Genomic DNA, 15,962 nt, shown 5'->3' on the forward strand with positions numbered 1-15,962 from the left:
AATCAATTCACGTGGTGGCGGCGGCGCACGCCCGTCGGGCGTCCCGGCAGGTCGAGCCTCGCATCGGCCCGCGGTGTCTCGGACACCACCTTGCCTTTCGAGATCACCGCCAGGCGGGCGGGCCGAAGCCGGATCGCCTCGATCGCGTCGCCCGCATCGAGGATCACCAGCGAGGCCTGGGCGCCTTCATGAAGCCCGTAGCCGTCCAGATGCAGGATCTTCGCGCTTTCGGTGGTGGCCATCTCGAAGCACTGCCGCATCTCGGCGGGCGAGGTCATCTGCGCCACATGCAGCCCCATGAAGGCGACGTCCAGCATGTCGGCGGTGCCCAGCGGATACCACGGGTCGCGCACGCAGTCCTGACCCCAGCCGACGGTGATGCCATGGGCCTGCATCTCCTTCACCCGGGTCAGGCCGCGCCGCTTCGGGAAGCTGTCATGGCGCCCCTGGATCACGATGTTGATCAGCGGGTTCGGCACCGCCGAAAGCCCGGACTCGGCCATCAGCGGTAAGAGCTTGGACACATAGTAATTGTCCATCGAATGCATCGAGGTCAGATGGCTGCCATTGACCCGGCCCTGCAGCCCCAGCCGCTGGGTCTCATAAGCCAGCGTCTCGACATGGCGGCTGAGGGGATCGTCGGTCTCGTCGCAATGCAGGTCGACCAGAAGCCCGCGCTCGGCCGCGATCTCGCAAAGCTCGCGGACCGAGGCCCGGCCATCCTCCATCGTGCGCTCGAAATGCGGGATGCCGCCCACCACATCGACCCCCATGTCGAGCGCGCGCAGGGTGTTGGCCTTGGCCGTCGGATCGCGCAGGAAACCGTCCTGCGGAAAGGCGACCAGTTGCAGATCGAGATAGGGGCGAACCTTCTCGCGGACCTCCAGCATCGCCTCGACGCCCTTGAGGCTGTCATCGCAGGTATCGACATGGCTGCGGATCGCCAGCAGCCCCATGCTTACGGCCCAGTCGCAATAGGCCAACGCGCGCTCGACCATCTGATCGACGGTCGCGATCTCTTTCAGCTCGCCCCACAGAGCGATCCCCTCCAGCAGCGTGCCCGAGGCGTTGATCCGGGGCGTGCCGTAGGACAGCGTCGCGTCCATGTGGAAATGCGGATCGACGAAGGGCGGAGAGACGAGATCGCCCGCCGCGTCGATCACCCGTCCGGCGGTCGAGCCCGACAGATCGCCGATCGCCGCGATCCGATCCTTCGAAATCCCGATATCCCCCACCTGTCCATCGGGCAGGTTTCCATCGACGATCAGAAGGTCGAACTCGGCCATGTCAGCGTTCTCCGCGGTTAAAGGGCGTCATCAGGGCGGCAGGCACCTCGGCCCGGCGCGACATCAGGACCAGCGCCAGGATCGACAGCGCATAGGGCACCATCAGGAAGACCTGGTAGGGGATGTCGGCGCCCAGAGGCGTCTGCTGCAACCGGATCTGTAGCGCGTCGAAGGCCGCGAACAAGAGCGCACCGATCAAAGCCTTGCCCGGACGCCACGCACCGAAGACGACAAGCGCGATGCAGATCCAGCCGCGCCCGTTCACCATCTCGAAGAAGAAGGAGGAAAAGGCCGACATGGTCAGGAAGGCCCCGCCCACGGCCATCAGGCCCGAGCCGGCCATCACCGCGCCGATGCGGATCGCGGCGACGGACAGCCCCTGCGCCTCGACCGCGGCCGGGTTCTCGCCCGCCGCGCGGAGCGCCAGGCCCAGCGGCGTGCGGTAAAGAACCAGCGCCACGGCGATGACGCAGGCAAAGGCCAGATAGGTCAGCGCGGTCTGCGAAAACAGCGCCTCGCCGAAGAAGGGCAAATCGGACAGGCCCGGGATATGCAGCGGCTGGAACGGCTCGATCCGGGGCGGGCTGGTGACCTCGGGCAGCGACAGGCGGTAGGCGTAATAGGCGCTGGAGGTCGCCAGCATGGTGATGCCGAGGCCCACGACATGCTGCGACAGCCCGAAGGGCACGGTCAGAACCCCGTGCAGCGCGCCGAAGGCCATGCCGGTCAGAAGCGCGACCAGCAGTCCCGGCCAGAGCCCGAGCCCGGCATAGACCGCCATCCAGCCCGCGAAGGCGCCCGCGACCATGATCCCCTCGATCCCGAGGTTCAGAACGCCCGCGCGTTCGCAGATGAGCTCTCCCATGGTGGCGAAGATCAGTGGCGAGGCGATGCGCAGGACCGCCGCCCAGAAGCTGGCCGACAGAAGGATGTCAAGGATCTCCATCAGCCCCTCACCACGCGGAATTTCGTCAGAAGGATCGCCAGAACCATCGACAGGAGCGCCACCGCGACCGAGATATCGGCGATATAGGTGGGCACATCGGCCGCACGGCTCATGCTGTTGGCGCCAACGAAGACGCCCGCCACGAAGATCGCCGAGGCAACGACGCCCAAGGGGTGCAGAAGCGCCAGCATCGCGACGACGATGCCGGTGTAGCCAAAGCCCGGGCTCAGATCCAGGGTCAGGTTGCCCTTCAGCCCCGCCACCTCGGAGAACCCGGCCAGCGCCGCCAGCCCGCCCGACAGGAGCGCGGTCTTGACGATCACCCGGTTGACCGGGATGCCCGCGAAGCGCGCGGCCTGCGCGTTCAGCCCCACCGCGCGGATCTCGTAGCCCAGGGTCGTGCGGATCTGGATCAGCCAGACCGACACGGCAGCGATCAGCGCCAGCCCAAAGCCCCAGTGCAGCCTCAGCCCCTCGATCAGCCGCGGCAGGCGGGCGTCGCGCGGGATGGGCGGCGATTTCGGCCAACCCATGCCCATCGGGTCCTTCAGCGGGCCTTCCAGCAGCATCGAGATGAAGAGCAGCATGATGAAGTTCAGCAAAAGCGTCGTGACGACCTCGTCGACGCCGAGCCTCAGTTTCAGCACCGCCGGTCCCAGCAGCACCAGCGCGCCCGCGAGGATCGCCGCCACCGCCATTGCCGGGATCGCGACCGCGCCCGGCAGGCCGAGCTGCGTGCCGACCAGCACGGTCAGGAGCGCGCCTGCGTATAGCTGCGCCTCGGCGCCGATATTCCAGAGCCGGGCACGGAAGGCCACGGCCACGGCAAGCCCGGTGAAGATCAGTGGCGTCGCCCGGTTCAGGGTCTCGAGCAGCGCGAATTTCGAGCCCGCGGCGCCCTTCACGATCAGCCCCAGCGTGGCGAAGGGGTCGGCGCCTGCAAGTTTCGCAAGCCCCGAGGCCACCGCGACGGTGAAGGCCAGCGCCGCGAGCGGCAGGCCCAGGCGGCGGGTCAGCGTCGGATTGTGAACCGGATCAAGCCGCATGGTCGAACCCCTGCCCCGCCATCCAGGCCCCCAGTTCCGCCGGTGTCTTCGAGCCGCGCGGGAAGCCGGGCGACAGCCGCCCCTCGGACATGACATGGATCACGTCGGACAGCGCCAGGACCTCGTCGAGATCCTCGGAAATCAGCAATATGGCGGCGCCCGCATCCCGCGCCGCGATCAGGCATTCCTGCACGTAGGTCAGAGCCCCGATATCGAGCCCGCGCACGGGCTGGTTGGCCAGAATGATCCTGGGCCCCGCCTCCAGCGCGCGCCCCAGGATCAGCTTTTGCATGTTGCCGCCCGACAGCAGCCGGATCCGGGCCTCGGGCCCGGGACAGCGCAGATCGTACGCGGCGATGATCTTCTCGGCATGGGTCCGCGCCGCGCGCCAGTTCATCCAGCCATGGCGGCTGTAGGGCGGACGGGCGTAATCCTCGAGAACGGCATTCTCGGTCAGGGTGAAATCGGCGATCGAGCCGGTGGCGTGGCGATCCTCGGGAATGCGCCCCACCCCGGCGGCCAGCGCCGCGCGGGGCGACCAGAGGCTGACCTCGGCGCCATGGACCTCGAGCCGTCCCTCATCGGGCGCGGTCATGCCGGAGACCAGATCGGCCAGCGCGCCCTGCCCGTTGCCCGACACGCCGGCAAGCCCGGTGATCTGCCCCGCCCGAAGGTCGAAGGTGACGCGGTTCAGCCCCGAGCGGCTGCCCTCGGGATGGCAGGTGACCTCCTTCAGCGACATCAGCGCGGGGCCCGGTGTGGCGGTCGAGGGCTGCGGCAGGCGCACCTCTTCGCCCACCATCATCTCGGCCAGGCGGTGGCGGTCGGTCTCGGCGGTGGCGACCTCGCCCGCGACGCGGCCATGGCGCAGCACGATCACCCGGTCGGCCGCGGCCATGACCTCGTGCAGCTTGTGCGAGATGAAGATGACCGACAGGCCCCGGGCCACGGCCTTCCTGAGCGTCGCCAGCAGCGCGTCGGTCTCCTGCGGGGTCAGAACGGCGGTGGGTTCGTCGAGGATCAGAACCCGCGCCTCGCGGTAAAGCGCCTTCAGGATCTCGACCCGCTGGCGCTCGCCGACGGAGAGATCGCGCACCTTGGCGTCGGGCCGCACCGCGAGGCCGAAATCCCGCGACAGCGCCGCGATCCGCGCCCGCGCGGCCGAACGCCCCAGACCCGCCCGCCAGAGCGGCCGGGTGCCCAGCAGGATGTTCTCTGTCACCGTGAGATTGCCCGCCAGGGTGAAATGCTGATGGACCATGCCGACGCCCGCGGCCAGCGCCGCCCCGGGCTGGCCGGGCGGCAGGGCCTGCCCCATCACCTCGACCGTGCCCGCATCGGCGGTGTAATGGCCGAAGAGGATGTTCATCAGCGTGGTCTTGCCCGCGCCGTTCTCGCCCAGAAGCGCGAGGACCTCGCCCCTGTGCAGGGCGAAGCCGATATTATCATTGGCTCTCAGCGCCCCGAAGCTCTTGGTGATCCCCTCGAGCTTCAGGACGACCGGTCGGTTGCCGGACATCAGGAGGACTTGGGCTCTTTGTCGTTGATCTCGACGATGAAATCGCCCGCCTTGATCGCGGCTTCTTTCTGCGCGATCAGATCCATGGCCGATTGCGGAACCTTGCCCGCGAAGGTGCCAAGCGGCGCCAGCGAACAGCCGCCTTCCTTCATGAAGGAATAGACGCCGTAATCATCCGCCTTGAAGCTGCCCGCCGAGACGTTCTTCAGCGCGGCGGCCAGCGTCGGCGCGAAGTCCCAGATCGCCGAGGCGACCACGGTCTCGGGATAGTCGGGCTGGGTGTCGATGACATTGCCGATGGCCAGCACGCCCTTTTCCTGCGCCGCATCCGAGACGCCGAAGCGTTCGGCATAAAGCAGGTCGGCCCCGTTCTCGATCATCGCGAAGGCGGTTTCCTTGGCCTTCGGCGGGTCGAACCAGGATCCGATGAAGCTGACCTGGAAGGTGGCGTCGGGCTTCACCTCGCGCACGCCAGCCAGGAAGGCATGCATCAGCCGGTTCACCTCGGGGATCGGGAAGCCGCCGACCATGCCGATATTCCCGGTCTTGGTCATCGCCCCGGCGACGATGCCCGAGAGATAAGAGGCATCCTGGATATAGTTGTCGAAGACGGCGAGGTTGGGATAATCCGGGTCCGGCTTGAAGGACGAGCCCATCAGGAAGGCGGTCTCGGGATAGTCCAGCACGACCTCGCGCGCTTCCTGCTCGACCCCGAAGATCTCGCCCATGATCAGCTTGACGCCCTGCTCGGCATATTCGCGCATGACGCGGGGATAGTCGGTATTGGTGGTGTTCTCGGAGAAGGCATAGGTGATCTCTCCCGCCGCCCTGGCCGCATCGGCGGCCTTGTGCAACCGGCTCACCCATTGCTGTTCCACCGGCACCGTGTAGATGCCCGCCACGCTGACCGGCTCGGCCGCCAGCCCGCGCCGCGGCCAGAGCCCAAGCCCCAGCCCGGCCGCCGCACCGGCCCCGCCCAGCAAGAGCCCGCGCCGTCCGATCGCGATCCCGTCCCGCGTTGTCGCCATACCTTCATCCCCTGTTAACCTGTCCCCGTGGATGACGGCATTCGGCGCCATCGGCCGGGATTTTGGAATGCCCGGACAGTGCCACGGGCGACCGGCGAAGGAAAGACCGCTCGTTTCCAGGGCCGGGGCGCAACGCCTGCCCGATGAATGGGCAATTCGCTTTCCATCCAGGCCGTTCCCGCCTCGTCCATATGGGCCCGCGCCCCGCATCGCGGATCGGCATCGGCCGGAAACGGCAACAGCGGCAGCGCCGGGGCGGTTAGGCCGGTCATGCCCGAACGCTGGCGGCATCCAGCTATGACCCGGCCGCCCTCAGGATTGCCCGCATCGGCGGCCGCCAGGGCGCGCGACCCGGGCATCCGCATCAAGCTTTCGAACCGGAACTGACGAGCCCTGACCTGCTCCCCGTAGAGTCCGCGGTTATTAGTTCGCTCTGTTCAGGTTTTGGTCCTCTACTGACCGTTGGTGATACTCCCGCGGGATGAGCCCGTGGAGGCTCGAATGCGGGCGGTGGTGATTGTAATCCTCGCGCCAAGCCGCGATCAGGTCTCGGGCATGGCGCAAGTTGGCAAACATGTGCTCGTTCAGGCACTCGTCACGCAGTCGGCCATTGAAGCTTTCCACGGTGAGCGTCGCAGCGCCATCGGTTCGAGCGAGCCGCGAACGTTTTGCATTGGCTTGCCAGGGGCAATGTAGTGCCACTCGACCTTGCGACCCTCCTGCCATTTCAGGATGGCGTTCGACGTCAGTTCCGTTCCGTTGTCGCTGACCACCATGCAGGGGGAGCCGCGCAGTCGGGCGATGTTGTCCAGTTCACGCGCCACGCGTTGCCCGGAAAGGGACGTGTCGACCACGCAGGCCAGGCACTCCCGGCTGAAGTCGTCGATGACGCACAGAACCCGGAAACGACGCCCGTCTGACAGGCTATCCGACACGAAGTCCAGCGACCATCTTTGGTTCGGGCCTTGCGGGGTTGCCATCGGCGCACGGGTGCCAATCGCCCGTTTCCGGCCACCACGCTTGCGCACCGTCAGGCCCTCTTCGAGGTAGATCCGATAGAGTTTCTTCCAGTTCACTTTCCAGCCCTCCCTGTTCAGCAGAATGTGCAGGCGCCGATAACCGAACCGCCTGCGTTCCCCGGACAACTCTTTCAAACGCTGACGCAGTCCTTGGTCCTGCGGCCTGCTTGACCTTCGCCGATAGACACGCGGATCAAGCCCGGCCAGAGGAGCGGCGCGTCTCGCAGATGCTCGCGCGCGGTCGGCAGCAGTTTGACGAGGTCTGCATGCTCGACATGCTCAACCCGGTTGAAGCCTTGGCCTGCCCAGAGGGTTGCGCCGAGTACGAGCCCTTCGCCGCCTGACCTGAACAAACATCGTCCCGGCACCATGACGCCTTGTCCCGGAATGGGTCAGGGCTCGAACAACCGTGCCGGATCGCGCTTCGGCGGCGATCAGCATGGGATGAGCTGCCGCACGCAAGTGGTGAACGGCTTCCTCCAGCAAATCGACCGACTGACACGCACGCTGGGCGTGATCCTGATCGGGGACTGCAACCAGATCAGCAGACTGGACCCTGCGATCACACGCCCTGGACGCATTGACCAAATTGAGCGGATGCCACCTCCGTCGATCGCGGACATCAGGCGGATCCTGGGCAAAGTGCTGGCGGACAACCTCACGCGATCCTTCATGAATTCATCGAAGCCGCGCGCCTGCCGCAGGATGTGGTCTCCCTTTGGCTGCGGCGCGTGCCAGAGTGTTTCGCAAGAACCCGACACTGACAGCTGTCGCTGAGCAACAACGGACCGTTCGATCGCTTGTCTCATCGCTCGCAGACTGAGCCACGAGAGCGACCGGATGGTCGGGCGCAGAGGCGCGGCCTGACGTCCAGCGGAAAGAGGGTCGCATCACGAGATCGGTGCCGCCAAGCTGCCGAAATCCAGCTCCGCATCGCCTGCATCAACGGCCCTCGGCGTGTTGAAACTCGCATTCGAGCGGGCCGCGGTGGCGCCGACGTCAGGGCCCGCTCCGCGCTTGGCGTCCTGCAAGACCTCTGACCCGGACATGCGGGCGGCAGGTCCTGCGTTGCGGTGCGGATATCCGCGTCGTGCCGATAAGTCTCGTAGCTGTAAAAGCTGGTGGTGCGAGCGGTTTCGGAAGATACGGGAAAAAACCCGGCATGACCGCGCATGAGGTACTCGGCGCGAAAGACATTCCGAACATTCAGGCCCTAGGGGGCGATGTCCGGCTTGGGGAGGGTGTGGAGCGGGTAGCGGGAATCGAACCCGCACCAAGAGCTTGGAAGGCTCGTGTGATACCATTTCACCATACCCGCGAAAGGCACATCGTAGGTATGTCACGTCCCTACTCAGGTCAAGTCGCTTGTTGGGCCGGGGCGGGCGGGACCGGATCGAAGGGAAGTGCGGGGCGCTCGGCGGGGGCGGGCGCCTCGCACAAGGCGCGGCCCCGGTCCCCGTCGGAGCGCCGGTCAGGCGTTGCGGGAGGCTTCGGCGGCGATCGCGCCGATATCGCAACGGTGTATGCCCAGATCCTTCAGGTCGCGGTCGGACAGGGCCGACAATTCGCGGATGGTCTGGCGGCGGATGCCATAGCGGCGGCCGGCCTGGCGGATGTCTTCGGCGAGGGCGCTCAGGCGGGTGATGAAAGCCGCATTCGGTGCGGCGACATGGGTCAGCGTGGTCATGGTCTTGTCCTTTGGTCACTGGCGTCAGACATCTAAGGAATTGCACCATGGGCACAATCGCCGACCCGGTATTGCCGCCATGCACCTCCTGCAAGGGACGCAGGGAGCTGCAAACATTGACCCTGGGGGCGGTATCATTGTGGCTTTCCGGTCACTCCGCCCTGCCGATTGCACGAGGGCCGGGAGGCCGGATCGGTCTGCCCTCTTACCAGAGCAGTTGCCTATGACCGGACGATCAAGCGTCGAAGCCGCCTTTCGCGGCGTCTTGCCTTTGCCTCGGGAGGGCAGGACTTTCCGGAGCTTCACCGCGCAAGCGGACTGTAGTGAACACAATGGCAAAGTGAAAGGAACGCCATCAATGAAAGAATATTCCCTGACAAGCATTCGAACGGCCATGGCCGTGGCTGACGCCGCCGAGAAGTGGGGTGAAGCCACACTGGAACTCAACGGCTACTCGTTCAACCTGACCGACACCGGCGATTCTCAACTGCTGTCGATCATCATGCAACACGAACCGTCCGCCGACAAAGTTCGCGATTTGCTCGCCAACCTGACCGAAGCCGTCAAGAATAGCGAGGTGTCAGCATGAACCACGATCAGACCCGCGCGAGGGCGAAGCTGCGCGACCAACTGCAAGAGACGTTGCGTGACCGAGATGCGTTCCATGGCAAGCCGACGCAACGGCTTGCTGCCGAGATCGCAGCACAGTTGATCGACCAAGAGCGGCAGTCGCCGTGGGCGCTCTGCCATACCATCGAGCAAATCGACGTTTTGCGCAGACGCCTTGCCGTAGCGAAGGTGTGAACCGCCTAATGTTGTAGAGTTGTTGCAGAGCCTACCAAAAACGACAAAAGCCGCCCTTCGGGGCGGCCTTTATCGTGTTGTAATCTCTAGGAGATTTTGGCTCCGGCGGTAGGGATCGAACCTACGACCAATTGATTAACAGTCAACTGCTCTACCGCTGAGCTACGCCGGAACGTGAGAGGGCATATAGCAAGTCGTTTCAGGCGCGTCCAGAGGGATCTGGCGAAAAAATTCAGACGGCGTCAGACCAGCCGCCAGACCGCCTCTGTCACTGCTCCACCCTCGGCGACGGCAAGAGATTTATCCCTCAATTCAATGAGGTGCGCCAGAACGTTGCGGGTCGCGGCCGGCAGCAGAGCGGGCGGCGTGTCGGTGTAGATCGCCCGGGCCAGGGCTGCAGGCGTCGCCGGAGCTTCGGAGAGCAGCGCGAGCAGTCGCGCGCCGCGGGCACGGCGATGGGCGGCAAGCGTCGCGACCCGTCCCGGGCCATCGGCGACGGGGGCGCCATGGGCGGGCAGGAAACAGCGCTCGGGCCGTCCGGCCAGCCGCTCGAGCGATGACATGAAGGCACCGAGATCGCCATCGGGGGGCGAGACCATCGAGCTGGCCCAGCCCATCACATGATCGCCGGTAAAAAGCGCCGCTCCGTCCGGGTCGAGACCGCTCCAGGCCAGACACAGATGGTTGCCCATATGGCCCGGCGTGTGCAGGGCGGTCAGGCGCCAGTCAGGGGTGACCAGCACCGCCCCGTCGGCCAGACGCTCATCCGGCCGGAACGCGGCGTCGACCCCCTCCCCGCCCCCAAGCCCCGCGAGCCCGGCCAGATCGGCCCGCCGGCCGGCGCTGCTGTCTCCGAAGGCGAAAACCGGCGCGCCGGTCGCCTCGGCCAGCGGACGGGCCAGACCGGAATGGTCGAGATGGGAATGGGTGACGAGGATCCGCGTGACCCTCTCGCCGGGCGCGAGCGCCGCCAGCAATGCGTCGAGATGCGGCCGGAGCGCCGGGCCGGGATCGACCACCGCCACCTCTCCCTCGCCCAGGATGTAGCTGTTGGTCCCGCGGAAGGTCATCGGCGAGGGGTTGGGGGCGAGGACACGGCGCAGCCCCGGTGCCAGCCGGTCGACCCGGCCGGGCATGGGATCAAAGGTGGCGGGCTCGTCCATCATTCCCCTTTCGTCGACGCGGCGGCGCCGATATGGCTTTAGCATGGTGGAGCGCTGGATCAAACGGATGCTGCCGCGGGGGCTCTATGGCCGGGCCGCGCTGATTCTGATCGTGCCGATCGTCACGATCCAGCTGGTCGTGTCGGTGGTCTTCATTCAGCGTCACTTCGCCGATGTCACCCAGCAGATGACCAAGGCTCTGGTGCTGGAACTGGCCTACCTGACCCGGATCGTGGACGCCGCGCCCGATCTGGCCGCCGCACGATCCGAGGCCGGCGCCGTGGCCCGGCCGCTGGAGCTGGCGCTGACGCTGCCGACCGACGCGCCGCGGGAGATCAGTCGCAGATTCTACGACCTGTCCGGCAAGACCGTCACCGCCACATTGCGCCAGGGCCTGCCGGGCTTCACCGGGATCGACCTCGCGACCGATACCGCCCGCGTCTGGGTCGGGATCGTGACCGACAAGGGACCGATGGAGGTGTCGTTCAACCGCCGCCGGGTCTCGGCAACCAACCCGCACCAATTGCTTGTGCTGATGATGTTCACCAGCGCATTGATGACGCTGATCGCCTTCCTGTTCCTGCGCAACCAGCTCCGTCCGATCCGGCGCCTCGCCCGCGCCGCCGACGCCTTCGGCAAGGGCCGCCCGATTCCCTACCGCCCGACCGGGGCGACCGAGGTCCGGGCCGCGGGGCGTGCCTTTCTCGACATGCGGGCCCGGATGGAACGCCAGATCGAACAGCGGACGCTGATGCTGTCGGGGGTCAGCCATGACCTGCGCACGCCGCTGACCCGGCTCAAGCTGGAATTGTCGATGGCCGAGGACAGCCCCGAGACCCGGGCGATGCTGCGCGACATCAACGACATGGGGCGGATGATCGACACCTTCCTCGATTTCTCGCGCGCCGATGCGCTGGACGACCCCGAGGAGCTCGATCCGGCCGCGCTGCTCATGCGCGTGGCAGAGCGTGCGCGCGCCGGCGGCGGCGCGGTCGACATCGGCGCGCTGCCCCCCGCAGAGCCTGCCTCGCTGCGGCCGATGGCGGTCGAACGCGCGCTGCAGAACCTGATCGACAATGGCCTGCGCCATGGCAACCGGGTGGCGCTGTCGCTCTATCTCCGGCCGGGCGCGCTGGTCTTCACCGTCGAGGATGACGGGCCGGGCATCCCCGAAGCCCAGCGCGAACTGGCGATGCAGCCGTTTCAGCGGCTCGACGCGGCGCGCAACCAGAACCGCGGCACCGGCGTGGGGCTCGGGCTGGCCATTGCCGCCGATATCGCCCGCGGCCATGGCGGCGCACTGCATCTGGGCACCAGCGACCGGCTGGGCGGTCTGCGGGCAGATCTGGTTCTGGCACGCTGAGCGTCCGGGTTTGACGGGGCGCTCCGGCCATCGGGTTTGACCCCGAAAGGATGGGGACCTCGCCGCCCGACAGACAATCCGGACAGCAGGGCCAGCCCTTCGCAACAGCGACTGCGAGCAGCCTCCGGGCTGTTCGGGCACTCGATGCGGCGCCTTGCAAACCGTGCAGAGCTGTCCGGCGACGCCTGGGCAGGCGCCGTCACCCGCGGACAACCGTACCGCGCGACGAGTAATCGATGCGCGCCGATCTTGCCGTTATCCGTCTCGCCTTCTTTCGTCTGCGGTGGCGGCGTCATGGCTTCGTGCTGCTGCCGGATCGCTCAGGCGAGCATTCCGGCGAGCGGAAGCGCAGTCGAGACCTTCATCCGCTCGAGCGCAAAGAAACTGTCGACGCTGCGCAGCCGCACACCGGCGGTCAGATCGGCATAAAACCGGTCGAAATCGGCCATGTCGCGAACCACGACCCGCAGCAGGAAATCGTAACGCCCCGCCAGCCGATAGAGGTCGCGCACCTCATCGAACCGCTCGACGGCCTCAAGAAAGCTCTCGCGCCAGTCGGATGTGTGATCGAGCGCCTCGATCATGACGAAGGCGGTCAAGGCAAGCCCCAGCACCTCCGGATCGAGAATGGCTACGCGTTCGCGGATCACGCCCGCCTCTTCATGTTTCTGGATGCGCTTCCAGCAGGGCGTTTGCGACAATCCCACCCGGTCTGCGATCCGGGCCAGCGGAATGGTCGCATCCCTCTGAAGGAGATCGAGAATCTTCAGGTCTATACGATCGAGTTTCATGCGGCCTCCCAAGAACCGGCCTCGCCCATGACCGGCGAGTCGGCAATCAGGATGCCAAAATTCAAAAAAATGTCGATCATCTTAGTCGTATTAAATGACGCACCCATACCGACCTCGCCCATGTGGCCCCGGTCGACGGCCGCAGCCGGAGCCGGAGCCGGAGCCGGAGCCGGAGCCGGAGCCGGAGCCGGAGCCGGAGCCGGAGCCGGAGCCGGAGAAGGATCTTCCAAAATCACGACTGAAAAAGCCGAGATTCTTCCTTTGAAAAAGTCGATCACCTCTGTCGTTATTTAAGGGTCAGGCGGCGCAGACGACGCCCGGCAACCGCCCGGACGGACCCGGGCCGGGTCCCGTCCCGTCCGCCTGACACGACACGCTCGACAGGGGTAGCACAAGGAACACGCCCATGATCCGCACCATCCAGCTTGGCGCCCATGCGCTCGCTCAGGGCCAGGTCATCCGTACCTTCGGCGACGGACAGATCGAGATCGACATCGGCGGCCGGCGCCTTACCGGCACCGCAGTGCCCAACGCTCCGATGCCCGCGGCAACGCCTCTGCGCCGTTCGCGGCCCCCCTTTCGCTGGCGGAAAGGCATTCTGACTGTGCTGGCCACCTTCGGGCTTGCGCTTGGCGCGCCCGAAGCCGCCTTCTCCACCGCAACCGACGCGCCGCAGATCCTTAACGTCTCCTACGACCCCACCCGCGAATTCTATCGCGATTACAACGAGCTGTTCCAAGCCTGGCGGGAAGCCGGAGACCATGCGCCGGTCACCGTCCAGCAATCGCATGGCGGTGCCGGGGCGCAGGCGCGGGCGGTGATCGACGGCCTGCCCGCGACGGTGGTCACGCTGGCGCTTTCGGCCGATATCGACGCCATCGCCGAGCACACCGGCAAGATCCCGGCCGACTGGCAGAGCCGCCTGCCGCATAATTCGGCGCCCTATACCTCGACCATCGTCTTTCTCGTGCGCAAGGGGAATCCGAAGGCGATCGAGAACTGGGACGACCTGATCCGCGACGACGTGCAGGTGGTGACCCCGAACCCGAAAACCTCGGGCGGCGCGCGCTGGAACTTCCTTGCTGCCTATGGCTATGCGCTCGACCGCTTCGACGGCGACGAGGACCGGGCGCAGGAGTTCATGACGCGGCTTTACCGCAACGTGCCGGTGCTCGATACCGGGGCCCGCGGCGCCACCACGACCTTCTCGCAACGGGGCATCGGCGACGTGCTGCTGGCCTGGGAAAACGAGGCCTTCCTGGCGCTCGACGCGCTCGGCGCGGACAAGTTCGACATCGTCGTGCCCTCGATCTCTATCCTGGCCGAGCCGCCGGTCACGCTCGTTGACGGCAATATCGGATCGGAGGCGCAGCGCGCGGTGGCCGAGGCCTATCTCGAGCATCTCTACAGCCCCGAGGCGCAGGCCCTGGCGCTGCGTCATTTCTACCGTGCCTGGGACAGCTCGGCCGCTGCACCCGAGGATGTCGCGCGCTTTCCCGAGCTGCGGCTTGTGACCATCGACGATTTCGGCGGCTGGGCCAGGGCGCAGCCGGTCTTCTTCGGCGATGGCGGGCTGTTCGACAAGATCTACGAGGATTGAGCGATGCGCGCGGGACCCTTCCGCTCGCCCTCTCCCCTGCCGGGGTTCGGGCTGAGCTTCGGAATCGCGATGGCGGGTCTGTCCATCGTGGTTCTGCTGCCGCTCGGCGCGCTTCTGGGCCGCGGGCTTGCCATCGGTCCGGTCGAGTTGCTGGACATGGTCAATTCGCGCCGCATCCGGGCGGCGCTCGGCCTGTCCTTCCGGGCGGCTCTGGTCGCCTCGCTGTTCAACCTGGCCTTCGGGCTGGTGCTGGCCTGGGTGCTGGTGCGGTACCGGTTCTGGGGACGGCGGCTGATCGACGCCGCTGTCGATCTGCCATTCGCGCTGCCGACGGCGGTGGCGGGGATCGCGCTGACCGCGCTTTACGCCCCGACCGGCCCCTTCGGACATGCGCTCGCGCCGCTCGGGATCGAGATCGCCTATAGCGAGGCCGGAATCTGGCTGGCGCTGATCTTCATCGGCCTGCCCTTCGTGGTGCGCACCGTGCAACCGGTGATCGAGGAAATCGACCGCGAGGCGGAAGAGGTCAGCGCCACGCTCGGGGCGGGCCGCCTCTATACCTTGCGCCGGGTGGTGCTGCCGACCCTGACGCCGGCGCTTATGACCGGCTTCGCCCTGGCGCTGGCGCGCTCTGTCGGCGAATACGGCTCGGTCATCTTCATCGCTGGCAACCTGCCGTTCCGGACCGAGATCGCGCCCTTGCTGATCGTGATCAGGCTTGAGGAATACAATCACGACGCCGCCGCGGCGATCGGGATCGCGATGCTCATGATCTCCTTCGCGGTGCTGCTGACACTCAACACCATCCAGTTCTGGAGCAGACGGAGGATCGGCCTTGGCTGAGATCGCATATCCGAGGCGGGAGCCCGTGACCACCGAGCCGCGGCTGGCCCGCTGGTCGCTGATCGCGGCGGTGCTGGCGCTGGTCAGCATCCTGCTTTTCGCGCCGCTCGCCACGGTCTTCGCCGAGGCCCTGGCCGAGGGTGGCGCGGCGGCGCTGGCCGCGCTCGGCTCATCCGATGCACGCGCGGCAATCGGGCTGACCCTGACCGTCGCCGCCCTCTCGGTGCCGCTGAACGCCGCGATCGGCATCGCCGCAGCCTGGGCCATCGCCCGGTTCGAGTTTCGCGGCAAGGCACTGCTCGTGACCCTGATCGACCTGCCCTTCTCGGTCTCGCCGGTGGTGGCGGGGCTGGCGCTGGTGCTTCTGTTCGGGGTCAACGGGCCGCTGGGCGACTGGCTTCTCGCCCATGACCTCAAGATCGTCTTCGCCCTGCCCGGGATCGTCCTTGCCACGCTGTTCGTGACCTTTCCCTTCGTCGCGCGCGAACTCGTTCCGGTGATGATCGAGCAGGGCCGGACCGAGGAAGAGGCGGCGCTGACGCTGGGCGCCTCGGGCTGGCGGACCTTCCTGACGGTGACGCTGCCCAATATCCGCTGGGCCCTGCTTTACGGGCTGCTTCTGTGCAATGCCCGGGCGATGGGCGAATTCGGCGCGGTCGCCGTGGTCTCGGGCAAGATCCGGGGCGAAACCACCACGATGCCGATCATGATCGAGATGCTCTACAACGAGTATCTCTCGGTCGCGGCCTTCTCGCTCGCGGCGCTGCTAGCCTTGCTCGCGCTTCTGACCCTGACCCTGAAAACCCTTCTGGAATGGCGCTGCGCGGAGCTGCTTTCCGCTACCCGCCGATATTGAAAGGTCCGCCC

General features: G+C 66.6%; 17 protein-coding genes, 2 tRNA genes and 1 pseudogene. 8 read left to right on the forward strand and 12 right to left on the reverse strand.

The features are described from left to right. Positions 1 to 2: 2 nt before the first annotated feature. From A6W98_RS17800 to A6W98_RS17825, 6 genes and pseudogenes are all read right to left on the reverse strand, one after another. On the reverse strand, positions 3 to 1,286 hold the full coding sequence (locus A6W98_RS17800; protein ID WP_042463910.1) for an amidohydrolase family protein: 1,284 nt from the start codon (positions 1,284 to 1,286) through the stop codon (positions 3 to 5). Position 1,287: 1 nt separating this feature from the next. Continuing rightward, positions 1,288 to 2,232 carry an ABC transporter permease gene (locus tag A6W98_RS17805; RefSeq protein WP_042463911.1) on the reverse strand — a complete coding sequence of 315 codons (945 nt, stop codon included), beginning with the start codon at positions 2,230 to 2,232 and terminating at the stop codon, positions 1,288 to 1,290. After that, positions 2,232 to 3,278, reverse strand: a complete 1,047-nt coding sequence (locus A6W98_RS17810; RefSeq protein WP_042463913.1) for an ABC transporter permease — start codon at positions 3,276 to 3,278, stop codon at positions 2,232 to 2,234. Before A6W98_RS17810 ends, A6W98_RS17805 begins: the two co-directional genes overlap by 1 nt. Beyond that, positions 3,268 to 4,797 (reverse strand): ABC transporter ATP-binding protein, encoded by a 1,530-nt coding sequence (locus A6W98_RS17815; RefSeq protein ID WP_042463915.1) that lies wholly within the window; start codon positions 4,795 to 4,797, stop codon positions 3,268 to 3,270. Before A6W98_RS17815 ends, A6W98_RS17810 begins: the two co-directional genes overlap by 11 nt. Continuing rightward, on the reverse strand, positions 4,797 to 5,825 hold the full coding sequence (locus A6W98_RS17820) for a BMP family protein (protein ID WP_042463917.1): 1,029 nt from the start codon (positions 5,823 to 5,825) through the stop codon (positions 4,797 to 4,799). Before A6W98_RS17820 ends, A6W98_RS17815 begins: the two co-directional genes overlap by 1 nt. A gap of 423 nt (positions 5,826 to 6,248) precedes the next feature. Continuing rightward, a pseudogene (locus tag A6W98_RS17825) lies at positions 6,249 to 7,072 on the reverse strand (IS3 family transposase); the annotation flags it as partial. On the opposite strand from A6W98_RS17825, the gene A6W98_RS21550 reads away from it, so the two are divergent. Together A6W98_RS21550 and A6W98_RS22405 are read left to right on the forward strand one after the other, a co-directional pair. Next, positions 7,012 to 7,188, forward strand: coding sequence for a hypothetical protein (locus A6W98_RS21550; RefSeq protein ID WP_155735156.1), 177 nt, complete (start codon positions 7,012 to 7,014; stop codon positions 7,186 to 7,188). The pseudogene A6W98_RS17825 and the gene A6W98_RS21550 sit on opposite strands and share 61 nt — an antisense overlap. Positions 7,189 to 7,288: 100 nt before the next feature. Continuing rightward, a complete protein-coding gene (locus A6W98_RS22405; protein ID WP_042463920.1) occupies positions 7,289 to 7,621 on the forward strand; it encodes an AAA family ATPase in 333 nt (110 codons plus the stop codon). Between the two features lie 467 nt (positions 7,622 to 8,088). On the opposite strand, the gene A6W98_RS17835 is transcribed toward A6W98_RS22405, so the two are convergent. Together A6W98_RS17835 and A6W98_RS17840 are read right to left on the reverse strand one after the other, a co-directional pair. Next, positions 8,089 to 8,162, reverse strand: a tRNA-Gly gene (locus tag A6W98_RS17835). Positions 8,163 to 8,315: 153 nt separating this feature from the next. Beyond that, positions 8,316 to 8,531: a DUF1127 domain-containing protein gene (locus A6W98_RS17840; protein ID WP_042463921.1), complete on the reverse strand. Its 216-nt coding sequence runs from the start codon at positions 8,529 to 8,531 to the stop codon at positions 8,316 to 8,318. 358 nt (positions 8,532 to 8,889) lie between these two features. Between A6W98_RS17840 and A6W98_RS17845 the strand changes: the two genes are divergently transcribed. Together A6W98_RS17845 and A6W98_RS17850 are read left to right on the forward strand one after the other, a co-directional pair. After that, a complete protein-coding gene (locus A6W98_RS17845) occupies positions 8,890 to 9,120 on the forward strand; it encodes a hypothetical protein (RefSeq protein ID WP_042463922.1) in 231 nt (76 codons plus the stop codon). Next, on the forward strand, positions 9,117 to 9,335 hold the full coding sequence (locus A6W98_RS17850; RefSeq protein WP_042463923.1) for a hypothetical protein: 219 nt from the start codon (positions 9,117 to 9,119) through the stop codon (positions 9,333 to 9,335). The genes A6W98_RS17845 and A6W98_RS17850 overlap by 4 nt, the downstream gene beginning before the upstream one ends. Positions 9,336 to 9,432: 97 nt before the next feature. Here the strand turns inward: A6W98_RS17850 and A6W98_RS17855 are convergent. Together A6W98_RS17855 and A6W98_RS17860 are read right to left on the reverse strand one after the other, a co-directional pair. Continuing rightward, positions 9,433 to 9,507, reverse strand: a tRNA-Asn gene (locus A6W98_RS17855). Positions 9,508 to 9,577: 70 nt separating this feature from the next. Further along, complete coding sequence (locus A6W98_RS17860; protein ID WP_042463925.1) at positions 9,578 to 10,498, reverse strand: MBL fold metallo-hydrolase; 921 nt, start codon at positions 10,496 to 10,498, stop codon at positions 9,578 to 9,580. Positions 10,499 to 10,541: 43 nt separating this feature from the next. On the opposite strand from A6W98_RS17860, the gene A6W98_RS17865 reads away from it, so the two are divergent. Further along, entirely contained in the window at positions 10,542 to 11,861 is a 1,320-nt protein-coding gene (locus A6W98_RS17865) for an ATP-binding protein (RefSeq protein ID WP_042463927.1), read from the forward strand. A 320-nt stretch (positions 11,862 to 12,181) separates the two neighbouring features. Here the strand turns inward: A6W98_RS17865 and A6W98_RS17870 are convergent, their stop codons facing one another. Together A6W98_RS17870 and A6W98_RS21720 are read right to left on the reverse strand one after the other, a co-directional pair. After that, positions 12,182 to 12,652 carry an Lrp/AsnC family transcriptional regulator gene (locus tag A6W98_RS17870; RefSeq protein ID WP_042463929.1) on the reverse strand — a complete coding sequence of 157 codons (471 nt, stop codon included), beginning with the start codon at positions 12,650 to 12,652 and terminating at the stop codon, positions 12,182 to 12,184. Continuing rightward, complete coding sequence (locus A6W98_RS21720) at positions 12,649 to 12,930, reverse strand: hypothetical protein (protein WP_196760205.1); 282 nt, start codon at positions 12,928 to 12,930, stop codon at positions 12,649 to 12,651. The genes A6W98_RS17870 and A6W98_RS21720 overlap by 4 nt, the downstream gene beginning before the upstream one ends. 128 nt (positions 12,931 to 13,058) lie before the next feature. On the opposite strand from A6W98_RS21720, the gene A6W98_RS17875 reads away from it, so the two are divergent. The 3 genes from A6W98_RS17875 to cysW are packed head-to-tail and all read left to right on the forward strand — an operon-like array spanning position 13,059 to position 15,951. Further along, positions 13,059 to 14,252, forward strand: coding sequence for a sulfate ABC transporter substrate-binding protein (locus tag A6W98_RS17875; RefSeq protein ID WP_063490955.1), 1,194 nt, complete (start codon positions 13,059 to 13,061; stop codon positions 14,250 to 14,252). 3 nt (positions 14,253 to 14,255) lie between these two features. Further along, entirely contained in the window at positions 14,256 to 15,095 is an 840-nt protein-coding gene (cysT, locus tag A6W98_RS17880) for a sulfate ABC transporter permease subunit CysT (RefSeq protein WP_042463931.1), read from the forward strand. Beyond that, the gene (gene cysW, locus A6W98_RS17885; RefSeq protein WP_042463933.1) at positions 15,088 to 15,951 is read left to right on the forward strand and encodes a sulfate ABC transporter permease subunit CysW; all 864 of its coding nucleotides are present in this window, start codon (positions 15,088 to 15,090) and stop codon (positions 15,949 to 15,951) included. Before cysT ends, cysW begins: the two co-directional genes overlap by 8 nt. Positions 15,952 to 15,962: the final 11 nt, after the last annotated feature.

Origin of the sequence: Rhodovulum sulfidophilum DSM 1374, from assembly GCF_001633165.1 — a bacterium.
In the GTDB taxonomy this organism is placed as follows: domain Bacteria; phylum Pseudomonadota; class Alphaproteobacteria; order Rhodobacterales; family Rhodobacteraceae; genus Rhodovulum; species Rhodovulum sulfidophilum.